At 60.3% G+C, this 17,080-nt stretch carries 13 protein-coding genes; 6 read left to right on the top strand and 7 right to left on the bottom strand.

Features of this window, described 5'->3' with window-relative positions; all coding sequences use genetic code 11:
- The first annotated feature begins 86 nt into the window (after window positions 1-86).
- Both J2Y39_RS20785 and J2Y39_RS20780 read left to right on the top strand, forming a co-directional pair.
- Window positions 87-335, top strand: coding sequence for a helix-turn-helix domain-containing protein (locus tag J2Y39_RS20785; protein WP_016772238.1), 249 nt, complete (start codon window positions 87-89; stop codon window positions 333-335).
- Window positions 328-1,551, top strand: coding sequence for a type II toxin-antitoxin system HipA family toxin (locus J2Y39_RS20780; protein ID WP_252879215.1), 1,224 nt, complete (start codon window positions 328-330; stop codon window positions 1,549-1,551). Before J2Y39_RS20785 ends, J2Y39_RS20780 begins: the two co-directional genes overlap by 8 nt.
- Before the next feature lie 3 nt (window positions 1,552-1,554).
- On the opposite strand, the gene J2Y39_RS20775 is transcribed toward J2Y39_RS20780, so the two are convergent.
- A complete protein-coding gene (locus J2Y39_RS20775) occupies window positions 1,555-2,559 on the bottom strand; it encodes an AraC family transcriptional regulator (protein ID WP_305381957.1) in 1,005 nt (334 codons plus the stop codon).
- Between the two features lie 100 nt (window positions 2,560-2,659).
- Here J2Y39_RS20775 and J2Y39_RS20770 point away from each other — a divergent pair, with 100 nt between their 5' ends.
- Window positions 2,660-3,733 carry a fatty acid desaturase gene (locus J2Y39_RS20770; protein WP_310219433.1) on the top strand — a complete coding sequence of 358 codons (1,074 nt, stop codon included), beginning with the start codon at window positions 2,660-2,662 and terminating at the stop codon, window positions 3,731-3,733.
- Window positions 3,734-3,835: 102 nt separating this feature from the next.
- Here the strand turns inward: J2Y39_RS20770 and J2Y39_RS20765 are convergent, their stop codons facing one another.
- Genes J2Y39_RS20765 through J2Y39_RS20755 form a run of 3 tightly spaced genes read right to left on the bottom strand, consistent with a single transcriptional unit; the run spans window position 3,836 to window position 7,874 of the window.
- Entirely contained in the window at window positions 3,836-5,449 is a 1,614-nt protein-coding gene (locus tag J2Y39_RS20765; RefSeq protein WP_310219431.1) for an arylsulfatase, read from the bottom strand.
- Between the two features lie 14 nt (window positions 5,450-5,463).
- On the bottom strand, window positions 5,464-6,279 hold the full coding sequence (locus tag J2Y39_RS20760; RefSeq protein WP_310219429.1) for an ABC transporter ATP-binding protein: 816 nt from the start codon (window positions 6,277-6,279) through the stop codon (window positions 5,464-5,466).
- Window positions 6,276-7,874, bottom strand: a complete 1,599-nt coding sequence (locus J2Y39_RS20755; RefSeq protein ID WP_095181124.1) for an ABC transporter permease — start codon at window positions 7,872-7,874, stop codon at window positions 6,276-6,278. The genes J2Y39_RS20760 and J2Y39_RS20755 overlap by 4 nt, the downstream gene beginning before the upstream one ends.
- Before the next feature lie 395 nt (window positions 7,875-8,269).
- On the opposite strand from J2Y39_RS20755, the gene J2Y39_RS20750 reads away from it, so the two are divergent.
- Window positions 8,270-9,283, top strand: a complete 1,014-nt coding sequence (locus J2Y39_RS20750) for an ABC transporter substrate-binding protein (protein WP_252877226.1) — start codon at window positions 8,270-8,272, stop codon at window positions 9,281-9,283.
- 100 nt (window positions 9,284-9,383) lie between these two features.
- Here the strand turns inward: J2Y39_RS20750 and J2Y39_RS20745 are convergent, their stop codons facing one another.
- Window positions 9,384-10,304: a LysR family transcriptional regulator gene (locus tag J2Y39_RS20745; protein WP_095181123.1), complete on the bottom strand. Its 921-nt coding sequence runs from the start codon at window positions 10,302-10,304 to the stop codon at window positions 9,384-9,386.
- A 182-nt stretch (window positions 10,305-10,486) separates the two neighbouring features.
- Here J2Y39_RS20745 and J2Y39_RS20740 point away from each other — a divergent pair, with 182 nt between their 5' ends.
- A complete protein-coding gene (locus tag J2Y39_RS20740) occupies window positions 10,487-11,395 on the top strand; it encodes a TauD/TfdA family dioxygenase (protein WP_056787022.1) in 909 nt (302 codons plus the stop codon).
- 197 nt (window positions 11,396-11,592) lie between these two features.
- Here the strand turns inward: J2Y39_RS20740 and J2Y39_RS20735 are convergent, their stop codons facing one another.
- A complete protein-coding gene (locus J2Y39_RS20735; RefSeq protein ID WP_310219426.1) occupies window positions 11,593-13,209 on the bottom strand; it encodes an alkaline phosphatase family protein in 1,617 nt (538 codons plus the stop codon).
- Between the two features lie 178 nt (window positions 13,210-13,387).
- Window positions 13,388-14,332 carry a LysR family transcriptional regulator gene (locus J2Y39_RS20730; RefSeq protein ID WP_071174037.1) on the bottom strand — a complete coding sequence of 315 codons (945 nt, stop codon included), beginning with the start codon at window positions 14,330-14,332 and terminating at the stop codon, window positions 13,388-13,390.
- Between the two features lie 165 nt (window positions 14,333-14,497).
- Here J2Y39_RS20730 and J2Y39_RS20725 point away from each other — a divergent pair, with 165 nt between their 5' ends.
- Window positions 14,498-16,858 (top strand): TonB-dependent receptor, encoded by a 2,361-nt coding sequence (locus tag J2Y39_RS20725; protein ID WP_310219423.1) that lies wholly within the window; start codon window positions 14,498-14,500, stop codon window positions 16,856-16,858.
- Window positions 16,859-17,080: the final 222 nt, after the last annotated feature.

Here is a 17,080-nt window from a genome sequence, read left to right as displayed (position 1 = left end):
CGCTAAGCTCAATTAATTGCATTGCTTATGATGCAGTTAATTTTTTTTAGTGGATTTGCATTGTAAACAATGCATCTGGGGCGGTGATGGAAAAAATTGGCGAGTTGATCAGAAGCTTGCGTAAGGCTGAAAAGCTGTCCCAGCAAGCTTTGGCGCAGCAATACGGCATGAGCCGCGCAACAATCTCGGGGATTGAAAACAACACAATCTCGGAAATCGGTCTGCGTAAAGTCGAAGCGATTCTTAATGGATTCGGCTACGAATTGGCCGCAATCCCCCGCGCCTCTCGACGGCCGACACTCGACACGCTGCGCAAGGTGAACTTCCATGACTGAGGCATTGGACCGCTTGCAGGTCTGCGTCGGCGGCCATGAGGTTGGAAGATTGGGGCGCGGGCACGCAGGTGTCGACAGCGTGTTCAGCTATCGGGACGATGCGATTGATGAAAATGCCGTTTCGCTGACCATGCCGACACGCCTGGAAAGTTATGGTTATGAACGCGGCATTCATCCGATATTCGAGATGAATCTTCCTGAAGGTGCGTTGCGCGATGAGTTGGTCCGGCGTTTCAGCAAAGCCGTGCGCGGCTTCGATGACTTCGCTTTACTAAGTATCGTCGGCCCGCATCAACTCGGGCGTCTTTCGATCGCGAGCGCATCGACAACTGATCGTCCACCTGAAACCTCGCTGGCTGAATTGTTGGTTCATGACGGTGCGCAAGGTTTGTTCGAGGATCTTTTGCAGACTTACGGGCAGTATTCCGGAGTTTCAGGCGTGCAGCCCAAAGTGTTGGTGCGTGACAGTGCCGCTGCAATAGACCGACTGACGCACCGAGGCTCGACTCATCTGGTCAAAGCCTTCCGTGCCGAAGAGTATCCCGAGCTGGCAACCAACGAATATTTCTGCCTGCGCGCTGCGCAACTTTGTGGCCTCGACGTGCCGCATTTCGAACTCAGCGAGCATGGCAAATTTCTCGTCATCGAGCGTTTTGACTTGAGCGACACCGGATACCTCGGTTTCGAAGACTTTTGCGTGCTCAACGGCTGGCCGTCGAAGGCCAAATACGATGGCTCTTACGAAGGAGTCGCACGGCAGATCAAGGCGTTTGTTTCGCCCTCATTACTCAAGCACGCACTGGAAGCTTTCTTCAAGATTGTCGCTTTATCGGCGGCATTGAAAAACGGCGATGCCCACCTGAAAAACTTTGGCGTGCTCTATGAGGATTGTGGCGAGCGCGCATTGGTCAGGCTGGCTCCGGCGTACGACATCATCACCACGTCGGTGTACATCAAGAGCGATAGCATGGCACTGCTGTTGGGCGGTTCGAAGGCGTGGCCCAAGCATAAAATGCTTACCAGGTTTGGTCGTACGGCCTGCAATCTAAGTGAAGCGCGTTGCAACCAGTTACTGCAAATGGTCGCGCAGGGTGTACAGCAAGCGCTGGGCGAAATGGCGGAGTACAGCGCAAATCATCCTGCCTTCGCAGAGGTGGGCGCTGCAATGATCGAACAATGGTCGGCCGGTCTGGCGCGCAGCCTGCGCAACAGTTGAAACTCAGCGCAACTGATCCCGAAACTGCCCCGGCGTCATCCCGGTCCAGCGCTTGAACGCGCGGCTGAAGCTGCTGGTGTCGGCGAATCCCAGCAGATAGCTGACTTCACTCAAGGAGCACTGCGGGTCGCGCAAGTGCAGCAGCGCCAGATTCTCGCGGCTTTCGTTGAGCAGGGTGTCGAAGCGACAGCCCTCATCCGCCAGATGCCGCTGCAGGCTGCGCAGGCTCAGGTGCAAGGCCTGGGCGATGCGCTCGGCGCTCGGTTCGCCTTCGGGCAGTTGTTCTTCAATGGCATCGCGCACCTTGCGCTCCCAGGTCAGCGGTTTGAGCTGGGCGAGGGTGCGTTTGAGTACGGCTTCGTTGTGCTCGGCCAGTTCCGGGTTGGCGTCGTCGAGGTGGCTGTCGAAGTCGCCGAGGGCGAATTCCAGGCGGTCTTCGGCGGCGGAAAAATACACCGGCGCGCGGAAGACTTTGTGCCATTGCTGGGCATCGCTCGGTTCGGGGCGGCGCAAGTACACCGCCAGCGGTGCGTAGTCACGGCCGAGGCGATTGCGGCAGGTGCGCACGTAGATCGCCGTAAATGCGTCGATGGCTTCGAAGGCCGGCGCCGGGTTGCCGGGCGGAATTTTCAGGCGAAATTGATAACGGTCTTGGCGGCGGCTCAGCTCCAGCTCCAGCGCATCGCTGACCACCGGATGATAACGCACGATGCGTTCGAACACTTCGCGCAAGCTGCCGCTCGCCACCAGTGCATAACCAAGCGCGTGGAACGTGGTCGGGCTGACAAAACGCGACACGCGCAAGCCCAGCGCCGGGTCGCCGCTGGCTTCAACGGCGAGCGCCCACAGGCGCGTGGTACCGGATAGCGGATAGCGCGCATTGGGGTCGTCCATCAGCGTAGGGTCGAGCCCGGCCTGTTGGCACAAGGCAAGGCTGTCCAGCCCGAGCGCGTCGAGTTGTTTGCGCAAGGCGCGGGTCCAGCTGGCGAGGGAGGTCGGTTCCTTCATGCGGATTGGCGCGTCCGGTCAACAGGTTGGCGTTCTTGGCTAGCGCGGATCGAACCCCGGCAAGGCACGATGCATTCATCTTAGACCCGAGGATGGAAGCATGGACGGTACTTCTGCAAGCCCTGAACGACTGAATGCGGCGCAGCGCTCGGCACATATTCGCCAAGTGGTGTTGGCCAAGGGTGCGCAATTGCGTGAGCGCTACCCGATTCTTCAGCGTCAGGATGCCCTCGGTGCGGGGATTCTGGCGTTCGCGCTGGCCGGGATGATCGGCTCGGCGGCGCTGTACATCACTGGCCATATGGCCTGGTGGGTGTGCCTGCTGTTCAATGCTTTTTTCGCCTCGCTGACCCATGAGCTGGAACACGACCTGATCCACAGCATGTACTTCCGCAAGCAGCGCGTGCCGCACAACCTGATGATGGGCCTGGTCTGGCTGGCGCGACCGAGCACGATCAACCCGTGGATCCGTCGTCATCTGCACCTCAACCATCACAAGGTTTCCGGCACTGAAGCCGACATGGAAGAGCGCGCAATCACCAACGGCGAGCCGTGGGGTTTTGCCCGTCTGCTGATGGTTGGCGATAACGTCATGTCGGCGTTTATCCGCCTGCTCCGCGCCAGGACCTGGGCACACAAGTGGAGCATCGCCAAACGCGTGCTCAAGGTCTACGCACCGCTGGCGCTGCTGCACTGGGGAGCGTGGTACGTGTTTCTCGGCTTTCACGGGGCCAACGGCATCGCGCATTTGCTCGGCTCGCCCATCGAGTGGTCGGCCACCACGCTGTCGGTGATGCAGGTGATCGATATCGCCGCCGTGGTGATCATCGGCCCCAACGTGCTGCGCACTTTCTGCCTGCACTTCATCAGCTCGAACATGCATTACTACGGCGACGTCGAACCGGGCAATGTGCTGCAGCAATGCCAGGTGCTGAACCCGTGGTGGCTGTGGCCGTTGCAAGCATTCTGCTTCAACTTCGGCAGCAGTCACGGGATTCATCATTTCGTGGTCAAGGAGCCGTTTTACATTCGTCAGATGACCGTGCCGGTGGCGCACAAGGTCATGCGCGAGATGGGTGTGCGGTTCAATGATTTCGGCACGTTTGGCCGGGCGAACCGGTTTGTGCGTCCGGCTGGAATGGTGCATGAAGAGGTGAGTTCAGCCCGGGCTTGATGGGTTGCGCTCACAGGCCCCTTCGCGAGCAGGCTCGCTCCCACAGTTGGAATCCGGTTTCCTGTGGGAGCGAGCCTGCTCGCGAATACGATCTGTCAGACCCTATGAATCCGGCTGAAACGGCGAAGCACTGAGGATCACCCCGGTCTCTTCTACATACCGCTGCCAATGCCCGATCAGGTCAGTGAGTTTCTGCGGCTGACTCAACGCCAGATCATAAATCTCCCCTGGATCGCTCGCCAGATCATAAAGTTGCCAGGTCGCTGGCCCGACCGGCCCGGGAATCCACACGGCTTTCCACGAGCCCTGGCGAATCGCCCGACGTCCGAACAATTCCCACCCTGTCACGGTGTGCTCGTCATGCACCTGCGCGGTCTCGCCGGACAAGAAGCCCAGCCACGACTTGCCGCGCAGTGGCGCCACGGCTTTGCCTTTCCACTGTTTGCCCGGATGCCGCACGCCAGCCAGATCGAGAATGGTCGGGGTGATGTCCATCACCGTGCCGAAACCATGGCTGATCTGCCCTTTCAGCGGCAATTGTGGATAGTGCAGCAGCGCCGGCACGCGGATCCCGCCCTCGGTGGTGAAAGCCTTGAACAAGCGTGACGGCGCGGTTGCCACTTGCGCCCAGTTCGGCCCGTACCAGACGTAGGAATTGGCCCGGCCGATGTTGTCGAGGCTGTTGTCGTAATGCTGGTTGAGGTAGGTCATCAGCTCCGGGCCGAATTTGGGGAACGCTTCCAGCAGCGCGCCTTCGGCACCGTTGTCGGACATGAACAGGATGAAGGTGTTGTCGAGCTGGCCTTGCTGGCGCAGGTAATCGACGACCCGGCCGATGTTCCAGTCCATGCGCTCGACCATCGCCGCGTAGACCTCCATGGCTCGTGCGGAAATCTGCTTTTGCTCATCGCTCATCGCGTCCCACTGCGCGCTGAGCTGAATCAGCGGGTGCGGTTCGACGTCTGCCTCGATCAGACCCAGTGCCTTGAGTTTTTCCAGGCGTTCGAGGCGCAGCACTTGTGGGCCGGCGTCATAGCGGCCACGGTATTTCTCGACGATCTCGGCCGGTGCCTGCAGCGGCCAGTGCGGCGCGGAGAAGGGCAGGTAAGCGAAGAACGGCCGGGTCTGATCGCGTTCCTTGAGGTACTGCAGCAGCTTGTCGCCGAAGGCATCGGAGGAATAGAAATCCTTCGGCAACTCGTCAACAAACTGATCGTCCTCGATGTACAGCGCCGGGGTGGATTTCAGCAGGCCCGGCGTTTGCTCATCGTAGGTCGGCTCGAAACCATAGTGGTTGGCAGCGCCCGGCAACAGTGAAAACGAGCGCTCGAAACCGCGCGCATGGGGCGCCAGTTCAGCCTTCAGACCCAAGTGCCATTTGCCGCTCATCAAGGTTTGATAGCCGGCCTCGCGCAGCAGCTCGGGCAGGGCGACGACGCGGTCATTCAGGTAGCCTTCGTAGCCAGGTTTGCCGATCAGTTCCGGGGTCAACGCTTCGGCCATGGTGCCGATGCCGGCGATGTGGTGATCGGTGCCGGTCAGCAGCATCGAGCGCGTCGGCGAGCAGGTCGGTGCGGTGTGGAAATCGGTCAGGCGCAGACCGTTCTCGGCCAGCGCATCGAGGTTCGGCGTAGCGATTTCGCCGCCGAACGCACCGATGTCGGAAAAGCCTAGGTCGTCGGCCAGAATCACTAGAAAGTTGGGACGTTGCGGCATCGCGAAACTCCTGTTCAGCAGGCAATGAACGTCAGCGGCAGATCGCGGATCTGCACCGGTGCGCTCGGTTGGTAATGGTCATCACTGGTCAGCTCGTGCAGCAGTTCTTCGCGCAGCTGATGAAAGTCGTAACTGCTGCGCTGGCGCGGGTGCGGCAGGGCGATGTCGACCACTTGCTTGATCCGCCCCGGACGCGGCTCCATCACCACCACGCGATCGGCCAGAAAAATCGCTTCCTCGACATCGTGGGTCACCAGAATCGTGGTGATCTTTGCTCGTTCGCGGATTGCCAGCAGTTCGTCCTGCATTTGCTGGCGGGTCAGTGCGTCGAGGGCGCCGAAGGGTTCGTCGAGCAACAGGATTCGCGGGCTGGCGACGAGGCCGCGCGCGATCGCCACGCGTTGCGCCATGCCGCCGGAGAGTTGATGCGGATAGGCTTGGGTGAAATCACTGAGGCCGACCAGTTCGATGAAATCCTTGATGCGTTGTTGTTTCTGCGCCCCGCTCAGCGGTTCATTGACCAGGCCCAGGCCGATGTTGTCGGCGACTGTCAGCCACGGAAACAGACGATGTTCCTGAAAGACGATACCGCGCTCGCCGCCGATGCCGCTGACGGCCTTGCCATCGACACTGATCTGTCCGCGAAACTCGGTGTCGAGGCCGACCAGCAAACGCAGCAAAGTGGATTTGCCGCAGCCGCTGGAGCCGACGATGGCGACGAATTCGCCCTCGGCAATGTCCAGGTTGAATTCGCGAATCGCCTCCAGTTCGAAACCGTTGACGGCGAAGGATTTGCCTACGTGGTTGAAGCTGACAATCGGTGCGTTCATGCGTGTCTCCAGCGGGTCGCGCGAATTTCCAGGCGTTGGCCGATCAGGTTGAGCAGGGCGCCGGTGAGGCCGACCAGCAGCATGCCGGCCATGATCAGATCCATGCGCAACAGCTGCTGCGCGCCGATCATCTGGCTGCCGATGCCGCCATTGGACGGCATGAAATATTCAGCGCCGATGGTGCCGAGCCAGGCGTAGATCAGGCTCAATCGCAGCCCTGCGAAAATCCCCGGCGCAGCGCCGGGCAGCACCAGTCGACGCAGGCGCTGGCCGAGCCTCAGGCGCAGCACTTGCGCGGCTTCGTTGAGTTGCGGCGAGAGATTGGCGACGCTGCGCTGGGTGGCGACGAACAGCGGGAAGAAGGCGGCGAGAGCGACGAACACCCACTTGGCCAGTTCGCCGAGGCCGAACCACGCGGTGAGCAGCGGCACCCAGGCGAAAATCGCAATCTGCCGCAGTGCGGCGAGTGTCGGGCCGAGCAGGCGTTCGCTGAAACGCGACAGGCCGAGCAGCAAGCCCAGGGCGAAACCGAGGCCGCCACCGATCAGCAAGCCGCCCAGGGTGCGGCTCAGGCTCAGCGCCATGCCGTTGACCAGCGTGCCGTCGAGTAGTCCGTCCCACGTCGTGCTCAGCACAGCCGCAGGGCTGATCAGAATATTCGCGTCGACCCACTGCTGATCATTGGCGTGTTGCCAGAGCGCCAACAAGCCCAGCGGCAACAGCCACGGTTGCAGGCGTTGCCAGCCCTGATAGCGCGGGCCGCGTGTGATGTGCGCGGTGGCCGGGTGCGGCCAGTGCACCAGTCTGCGGTCGAGAAGGCCGATGCCGCGATCCATGGCCACACCGATCAGACCGATGACCACGATGCACACGAACACGATGTCGAGCATGAACAGCTGCCGCGCCCAGACCATCAGATAGCCGATGCCTTCACTGGAGGCCAGCAGCTCGACCGCCAGCAACGAGGTCCAGCCGGCGGCGAGTGCCAGGCGCACACCGGCCATGAACGCCGGCAGCGCAGCGGGAAGCACCAGACGACGAATCAGCAGACGCGGCGGCAGGCGCAACACGGCGGCGGCTTCGCGCAGTTTCGGTTGCGCATCGCGCACGCCAACCAGTGTGTGCAAGGTCACCGGCACCACAATGGCCTTGATCAGCACCACCAGTTTCAGCACTTCGCCGATGCCGAAGAACACCATGAACAGCGGAATCCACGCCAGCGTCGGCACCTGCGCCAATCCGGCGAATGTCGGAAAAACCAGGCGCTCCAGACGTCGACTGAAGCCCAGTGCGGCGCCAAGCACCGCGCCGGTCGAAACGCCTGCCAACAAGCCCCAGAACAACCGTTGCAGGCTGATCCACAAATGACTCCACAACTCGCCTTGGGCCAGTTCCACAGCGCTGCTCCACACCAGCGATGGCGCCGGCAGGATCTGCTCGCTCATCCACTGATTGCGCGCGGCCAGCCACCACAGGACGAACAGGCTGACGGGCAACAGCCAGGGCAACAGGCGTTGATTCAGGCTCGGCCAGGTGCGACGGCTTTTCAGCGGCGGCGCGGCCAGCGGCAGGCTGAGCAGAGATTGACGGGCCATGGGTGACCTCCGTTGTCGGGTTGCATGGCGAACCGCTTTTCATGTGGGAGCGAGCCTGCTCGCGAATGGCTGTTTCAGGCAGCACTGATGTCGGCTGGTATGGCCTATTCGCGAGCAGGCTCGCTCCCACACTGGGTTTCGTCATATATGAAACTGATCTAACAAAGTTGCGTTCGATGCTATCGGGAGATAAGCGAATCCATTTAAGGCTTGCCTGCTTACGCGCATCCAATGCATTCGAAGAATATTTTCGATGCTGTTAATGCATATCGCGCTGCACGCCGCACAACCACTTGCTTAGCTCATAAAGATATAAAAATGTGAATTTTTAGTATTTAAGCGAATGTAGCCAGTCAGCCTACTTTCGGCTCCTCAGCGATCAAGGAGCCGCACCCATGAACCTTCCCTTCAAACGAATCATCAGCCTGCTGGCCGCCCCGGCGCTTGCAGGCTTTCTTGCGCTTGGCGCCCAAGCCGAAGAACTCAAGGAAATCCGCATCGCGGTGCCCGACCTCAGCGCCGGCACTCAACACAGCGGCGGCGGCATCGTCGATGTGCTGCGCGATCAGCAGATCTTCGAAAAGGCCTTCGCCGAGCAGGGCATCAAGATCCAGTGGAGTTTCTTCAAGGGCGCCGGGCCGGTGATCAATGAGGCGTTTGCCAATGGGCAGGTCGATCTGGCCTATCTCGGTGATCTGGCCGCCATCATCGGCAAGTCCAACGGTCTGGACACGCGCCTGCTCAGCGCCACGGCGCGTGGGGTCAAGCAATACCTCGGCGTGGTGCCCGGCTCGGGGATCAAGACCTTGCAGGATCTCAAGGGCAAACGCGTGGCGATCTTTCGCGGGACGGCGACGCAGCTGTCGTTCGATGCGGCGCTCGCCAGTCAGGGCCTGAGCGAGAAGGATCTGAAGGTCATCAATCTGGATTTCAACGCGGCGGTTTCGGCACTCGCGGCCAAGCAGATCGATGCCTCGTGGGGCAGCTCCGCGCTGAGTGCCTTGCAAGCCAAAGGCCTGGCGGAATTGCCGCTCAACACCAAGGACCTTGGCGGCGCTGGCAGCGTGCAGGCGGTGCTGCTGGGTAATGGCAAGTTTGTCGACGCCCATCCTGAGGTCATTGCGAAACTGCTCAAGGCGCAGCAGCAAGCGGTCGAGTGGCTGACGCAGGACAGCAACAAGGACGCTTATGTGCAGCTGGTATCAGGGCTGGCCAGTTATCCGCCGGTGATTCTTGCTCAGGATCTGAAGGATCAGAATCTCAGCGAGATTTTCCCGTCGACACTGGATCCGGTGTTCTTGAGCGGCCTGCAAGACAAGGTCGACCTGGCGGCGCAGCAGAAGCTGATCCGCAAGCCGTTCAAGGTCAGTGATTGGGTGGCGCCTGAACTCTCAGCCGCCAAGCTTTAGATCTCCAGCGTCTTCGCTGCCCTCTTCGCGAGCAGGCTCGCTCCCACATTGGATGTGTACACAGGTCCTGTGTGGGAGCGAGCCTGCTCGCGAAAGGGTTTCAGACAGCGACGCTGACGTCCTGCCGATCCAACGCGATCAACGTCTCGATCATTGCCCTCGCTGCTGGTGATAGTCGAAACCCGGTGCGGCTGACGATGCCGCAGCGCGCGTTCATCGTTTCGAGGTTCTGCGGCAGGTTGCGCCAGTGCAGCAGCACCAGCGAGCCCTTGGCGACATCCTCGGCAAACGCCTCCTCGGTACCGACACCTATCGCATTGGATTGCAGCACCACTTTGACCAGTGCCGGAAAGTGCTCGGTCTCGATGGTCGGCGAGAAATCGATGCGCCCGCTCAGGTTCGCCAGCAGCTTGCGAATGCCCGGCGGGATCAGTGTGGCGGCCAGCGGGTAGTCGAACATGTCGTTGGTCGACAGGCTTTCCTTGGCCAGCAACGGATGCCCCGGTCGGCAGAAAAACACGCCGCGCTTGGGCGTCAGCGGTTGCGTCTGGAAATTCGGGTCGGATTCGAAATGGCGGATGTCGGCGATGAAGAATTCGATCTCTTCGCGGCTCAGCGCGCGGCTGAGTTTTTCCCAGTTATCCACCTGAAAACAGGTGCGCACTTTCGGGTGCGCGTTGATGAATTGCGCCACCGCATCCGGCACCAGTTTCACCGCTGGCGCCGGACCGCAGCCGAAGTGCACTTCGCCAGCGTCGAGCTTGGTCATCTGCGTCACTTCGGCGCTGAGCAAAGCTGCGCCCTGCACCAGGCTCAGGGCGTGTTGCAGCACCACCTGGCCTTCGGGCGTCGGGCGCAGATCCTTGTTGCCGCGATCGACCAGCACGCAACCGAATTCCTGCTCCAGCCCCTGAATGCTGCGGCTGAACGCCGGTTGAGTGATGCCCATGGCGTCTGCCGCACGGACAAAACTGCGGTGTTCGTTAAGGGCGATGAAGTAGCGCAACTGGCGAAGATCCATATGCTTTTCCGGCATCCTAAAAATAGCTCGAAGGCATTTGCGACGAGGGTTGCTTGAGGTTTTAAATGCAAGCTCTTATTCCGTCAACGAAGCATGTGATTATCTATTAGATGTAAATGGAATATAGATAGAGCGTTGTTTCGCTGCCGTCAAAACCGCAAGCCGTCGATGAGGGTCTTCCCATGAGCAATGCCGCACTCGCTGTAAAACCCGTTTCTCACGCGCTGGAAATTCACCCGGTGGCCGGTCGTATCGGTGCCGAAATCCGCGGCGTTCACCTGTCCGGTGAGCTGGACGCCGCCACTGTCGAAGCCATCCAGCAAGCCTTGGTCGAATACAAAGTGCTGTTCTTCCGCGAGCAGACGCAACTCGACGATCAGCGTCAGGAAGCCTTTGCCCATCTGCTTGGCGAACCGGTGGCGCACCCGACCGTGCCGGTGCGTGAAGGCACTCGCTACCTTCTGGAGCTGGACGGCGCCGAGGGCCAGCGCGCCAATTCCTGGCACACCGACGTGACCTTCGTTGATGCCTATCCGAAAGCATCGATCCTGCGCTCGGTGGTTGCGCCGGCATTCGGCGGCGATACGCTGTGGGCCAACACCGCGACCGCTTACAGCGGTTTGCCGAGCGAGCTGCGTGAGCTGGCCGACAAACTGACCGCTGTGCACAGCAACGAGTACGACTACGCCGGGGCGAAGCCGGACGTCTCGGCAGAGAAGCTGGAGCGCTATCGCAAAGTCTTCACCTCGACCGTCTACGAAACCGAGCACCCGGTGGTGCGCGTGCACCCGATCAGCGGCGAGAAGAGCTTGCTGCTGGGGCATTTCGTCAAACGCATCAAAGGTTATTCACAGGCCGATTCGGCACACCTGTTCGGCTTGCTGCAGAGCCATGTGATCCGCCAGGAAAACACCGTGCGCTGGCGCTGGCAGGCTGGAGATGTGGCGATCTGGGACAACCGCTCGACGCAGCATTACGCGATTGATGATTACGGCACCCAGGATCGCGTGGTGCGCCGGGTGACGCTCAAGGGCGAGGTGCCGGTGGGGGTGAATGGGCAGCGCAGCCAGACCATCAAAGGTCGTGATTGAAGATCAAGAGCCCCTCACCCCAGCCCTCTCCCAGAGGGAGAGGGAGCCGACCGAGTTATCTAGCGTTATGCATCGACCTGAAAGACCTTATCGATTATGGATTCGGTGAAGCTGGATCAGGTCGGTGCACCTCTGAAATATCCCCCATTCAGTCCCCTCTCCCTCCGGGAGAGGGTTAGGGTGAGGGGCTCTTCCCGCTACCAAACACCAATCTGAACAACCTTCTCGGTTTCCGGTTCGCCATAACGAAACCGCTGCCCGCGCAAATCGATCTCCGGATGGCTGATCGTCGTCCGCCGCTTCAACCCCCTCATCCACTCAAACAGATATCCGGCATGCTCCTCGCGCACCGCCGCGTATGCCGGGTCCTCACCCAGATCATTCAGCTCCTGCGGATCATTCAACAGATCAAACAGCTGCGGTCTAAACCCGTCGTACGCCAGGTATTTCCAGCGCTCGCTGCGCACCATGGTCATGCGGCAACGGTCGATCGGCTGGCCGAGACGTTCCCGCGCCGGGGCCTGGAAGGCGTAGTCGTATTCGCTGATTGCATAGCGGCGCCAATCGGGATTTTCCCCGTGCAGCAACGGGATCAATGAACGCCCTTCAAGCCGATGCTCTGCTGCCGGCAATCCCAGTGCTTGAAGAAATGTCGGCAGCGCATCGATGGTTTCTGCCAAGCGCTCATCGACAGTGCCGCGAGTGACATCCGCCGCCCCCCGAGGATCGCGCACGATCAACGGCACGCCCACCGCCTGCTCGAGCAAAAACTCCTTCTCACCGAGCCAATGATCGCCAAGGAAATCGCCGTGATCGCTAGTGAACACGATCAACGTGTCATCCCAACGCCCGTTGCTCTGCAGAAAATCGAACAGCCGCCCCAACTGATCATCCACTTGCTTGATCAGGCCCATGTAGGTGGGGATTACATTCAATCGTACTGAGTCGCGGGAGAAGTTGAGGCTTTCCTCATGCTGGCGAAAGGCAATGTATACGGGGTGTTTGCTGGCTACGGAGGGCGTCGCGCGGACCGGATGAAGAATCGATTTCGTACTGTACAAGGCGTGGTATGGCGCCGGTACGATATAAGGCCAATGTGGTTTGATGTACGAGAGGTGTAAACACCAGGTTTTCTCGCCTTGCTCGGTGATGAAGTCGATGGCGCGATTTGTAGTGTAGACAGTCTCTGAGTGTTGCTCGGGAATTCGTGCTGGCAAATTCGCATGACGCATTTTCCAGCCGCTGAGGATTTCACCGTTCTCGCCTTCGGCGGCATTCGCCCAGTCATGCCAGGGATTCTTGCCATCGAAGCCCTGCGCGCGCAGGTATTGGGTATAGGGCGCGGATTCGCGCTTGTCGTCGAATGACGGATCGTCGGGGTAGATGCCGTCGTGGCGCAGGTACGGTTCGAAGCCGACCTCATTGAGCAACTCGGCTTGCGCGCTTTGCGGGTTGATCGCCAGACGCTGCAAGGCGTCGACGTTGGCCGTCGCATGGGTCTTGCCGACCAGCGCAGTGCGGATGCCGTGGGGTCGCAGGTAATCGCCGATCGTCAATTCATCCAGCGGCAACGGCACCGAGTTCCAGGCCACTTGATGACTGCTGACATAGCGCCCGGTGTAGGCCGACATCCGCGAAGGGCCGCAGATCGTGCCTTGGGTGTAGGCACGGCTGAAACGAACGCCTTCGGCGGCGAGGCGATCGATGTTCGGTGTGTGCAGATGCGGGTGGCCGTAGCAGGACAGATAATCGCGGCGCAGTTGATCGCACATGATGTACAGCACGTTGCGCACGGGGTTGGGAGGAGTGGGCATGGAGTTCACCGGTCAGTGGGACAGGTGAGGGTTTTCGCTGTCGGTGGGGGTTTTCGGCAAGTGCATTTGGGGAATGGTTTTTATGCAGCGATTGCATCAGCCTCTTCGCGAGCAGGCTCGCTCCCACATTGGAAATGCGTATTCCTGTGGGAGCGAGCCTGCTCGCGAAGGGGCCAGCTCAGACAGCAAAATTCTCCAGCGAACACACCTCCTGATCCTCCGCATCAACAACTTTGATCTGCTCAATCATCGCTTCGGCCAACGGTGACAACCGATACCCGGCGCGGCTGACGATGCCATAGCGGGTGTACAGCTCCTCCAGATCATCGGCCAGGCCTTCGATCTTCAAACAGACCAGCTCACCCTTGGCCAGATGCAGCGCATCGGAATACGCGCCGACAATCCCGATTGCTTCTGATCGCAACACCACACTCAATAGACTCGAGCCGTTTTCGCATTCCACATTCGGGGTGAAATCCGGACGACCGCTGAGGTCGACGATGACCTTGCGCAGGTTCGGCGGGCGGATGCTGACCGCCAGTGGATAACTCAGCAATTGCTCGGCAGTGATGCGTTCAAACGCCGTCAGTGGATGCCCGGCGCGGCAGCAGAAATGCCATTTGCGTGCCCGCAAGCGGTAGGTCTGGTAATCCGGATCGGCCTCGAATTGCCGGGTATCGGCGACGAAGAATTCGAACTCTTCGCTGAGCAGGCGTTTGCTCAGGCTCTGCCAGTCATCGACTTGAAATTGCACCCGCGCTTTCGGGTAGCGGCCGATGAACGCGCCGATCGCGCGTGGGATCAATCCAGCGGCTGGCGCCGGCCCGCAGCCAAAGCGCAATTCCCCGGCCTCGAGGCCATTGAACTGGCTGATCTCATTGGCCATCTGCTGCGCACCGCTGACCAGTCGCCGCGCATGTTCGAGCAGCACATGGCCCTGTTTGGTCGGCGGCAATTCCTTGCGCCCACGGTCGACCAACTGGCAGCCGACGCTGTGTTCCAGTGCTTGGATGCTGCGGCTGAATGCCGACTGCGACAGGTTCACCGCCTGCGCGCCAGCGACAAAGCTGCGTTGCTCAACCAGAGCGATGAAGTGACGCAATTGGCGCAAGTCGATATGCATTTTTCACATAAAAAATATCCGGTAAATGCATTGGATATGCATTAGGTCGACTCCTTATAAAGGCAATCTCTTATGCAGTAAATATTTCTAAATCCATACATAAATAACTTAAAAGAATATGCAGCACTGAAGATGTCTGTGTGTTTTTTGACCAGGAGCCGCGCCATGAGTCCGTTGAATCTCGCGTTACCCCCATCACCCCGACGGCTCAAACGCCTGCCTTTGGCGCTGTTGCTGGCAGGCAGCGCCAGCTGGACTCACGGCTATGCCGCCGAAGCCGAAACCCCTCCGCCCGTCCCCGCAGGCACAGCGGCGGCCAACGGTTCGCAGCTGGAAACCGTGACCGTCACCACCCGCCGCCGCGAAGAAAGTTCGCAAGACGTGCCGACGCCAATGAGCGTGGTCAGTGGGCAGAATCTGGAGACGCAACGGGTTTACCGGATTCAGGACTTGCAGCAACTGGTGCCCAGCGTCAACGTCGCTTACATGCATGCGCGCCAGTCCAGCGTGTCGATCCGTGGCCTGGGTAACAACCCGGCCAGTGATGGCCTGGAAGGCAGCGTTGGCCTGTACATCGACAACGTTTATCTGGGTCGTCCGGGGATGGCGGTGTTCGATTTGATGGACATCGAACAGCTCGAGGTCTTGCGCGGTCCGCAGGGCACGCTGTTCGGCAAGAACACCACCGCCGGGGTCATCAACATCAGCACCCGCGCCCCCAGTTTCACACCGGAACGCAGTATCGAAACCTCGGTCGGCGAGGACGGTTACTTCCAGACCAAGGGCACGATTTCCGGGCCGCTCAACGATCAACTGGCCGGGCGCTTCTCGGCGTATCGCACGCGCAGCGACGGCGACATCAAGAACGAATACGACGGCCACGACCTCAACGGCGGCTCCCGCGAGGGCTTCCGCGCGCAGCTGTTGTTCAAGCCCAATGAAGATTTCAATCTGCGCTGGATCGGCGATTACAACGAAGAAGATTCCAGCGCCGGCACTCGCGTGTTGTACAACACCGGGCCGACCATCAACGGCGTCAACCTGTATGAATCGCGGGCCAGTGCGGCCGGGGCGACGCTGGTCAACGGCCGGCATCGCAAGGTCAATCTCGATAACGACCAGCACGTCACCGTGCATCAGGGCGGCACTTCAGTGGAAGCCAACTGGACGTTGCCGAGCGACTTCACCCTGACGTCGGTCAGCTCTTATCGTTTCTGGAATTTCACCCCGCGCAACGATGACGGCCTCAATGTGCCGGCCAGTTACAACGCCGGTGTGTCGGTGGAAGACAAACAGTACTCGCAGGAATTTCGCCTGGCCTCGCCCAAGGGCGAGTTCTTCGATTACGTGGTCGGCGCCTACTATTTCGGCTCGGACCTGGACAACAAATCCTTCGCCTATTACGGCCCGCAAGCGGATATCTGGAACGGCACGCCGGCAGGCGCCCTGGCCAACGTCAGCAGCGTCGGCAACGGCCATATCAAGACCGACAGTTTCGCCCTGTTTGCCCAAGGCACCTGGCACCTGAGCGAGCGGCTGGATTTCACCGCCGGGGTGCGTGGCACCTACGAGGAGAAAAACGCCTCGGTCGGCCGCAACGCGCCGGTCGGCGGTGTAGCTGTGGCCGGCGCGGCAGCCAATGCGCGTCGCGGCCGTGCCGGCGTCTACGATTCCGGAGACTTGAATCAGTACAGCTCCAGCCCCTCGGGACTGCTCAACCTGAGCTATCGCATCACCGACGATGTGCTCGGTTACGCCACGCTGTCCCACGGCGAGAAATCCGGCGGGGTCAACCTTGCGGTCGGCTCCGCACCTACCGCTGGCGCCGACTCGTTATTGATCGGCACCGAGCGCGCCAACAACGCCGAACTCGGCTTCAAAAGCACCCTGTGGGATCGCCGCCTGCAACTCAACGCCAACGTGTTCTGGACCCAGGTCAACGCTTACCAGACCAACGCCTACGACGCCGCCAACCGCGTGCAATACCTGACCAACGCAGGCTCGGTGCGCTCGCGCGGCATCGAGTTCGAAAGCACCTTGGTGCCGCTGCGTGGCCTGACCCTGAATTTCAACGGCTCCTATAACGACGTCAGCTACCTTTCGTACAAGGATGCGCCATGCCCGCCGGAAGTCAGCCAGGCCCCGGGTGCGCCGGCCTCCTGCGATCTCAGCGGCCATCAAGTGGTCGGCGCGTCGAAATGGATCGGCAACGCCAACGGCGAATACAAATGGAATCTGGATAACGGCTTCGAACCCTACGTCACCGGCAGCTATGCGTTTCGCTCCAAAGCGGTGGGCACGGTCGAGGATTCCGATTACGGGCAGATACCCAGTTACGCGGTGGTCAACCTTTCCACCGGCCTGCGCGGTGATTTCAATCAGGGCCAGTGGGATGTCTCGCTGTGGCTGAAAAACGCCTTCGACAAAACCTACTACACGACTCTGTGGACCGGCGGCAACGGCGGCTATGAAGGCCTGCTCGGCACCCCGCGAACCCTCGGCGTTACCGGTCGCTACGACTTTTAATTGAGCTTTCAAGGCGCTGACCTGGACATGGCCGTTCAACCAATCCTCAGCGGCGCCGGCAAGCAGACGCAGCTGATCGACAGCGACGGCGGCAATCGCGCCTAACATCGGCATTCAGCGAACCAAAACCAGCCTTTTAAGGCGTTAACGGATGCCGTAGCCGAATACTTTTCATGCCGTAAAAGCATGGCGTTTATGGCAGATCGCTGCAGGCCTTGTAGT

The organism is Pseudomonas sp. 2957 (assembly GCF_031456345.1).
GTDB lineage: Bacteria > Pseudomonadota > Gammaproteobacteria > Pseudomonadales > Pseudomonadaceae > Aquipseudomonas > Aquipseudomonas siliginis.
This window is presented reverse-complemented; position numbering and strand designations above follow the sequence as displayed.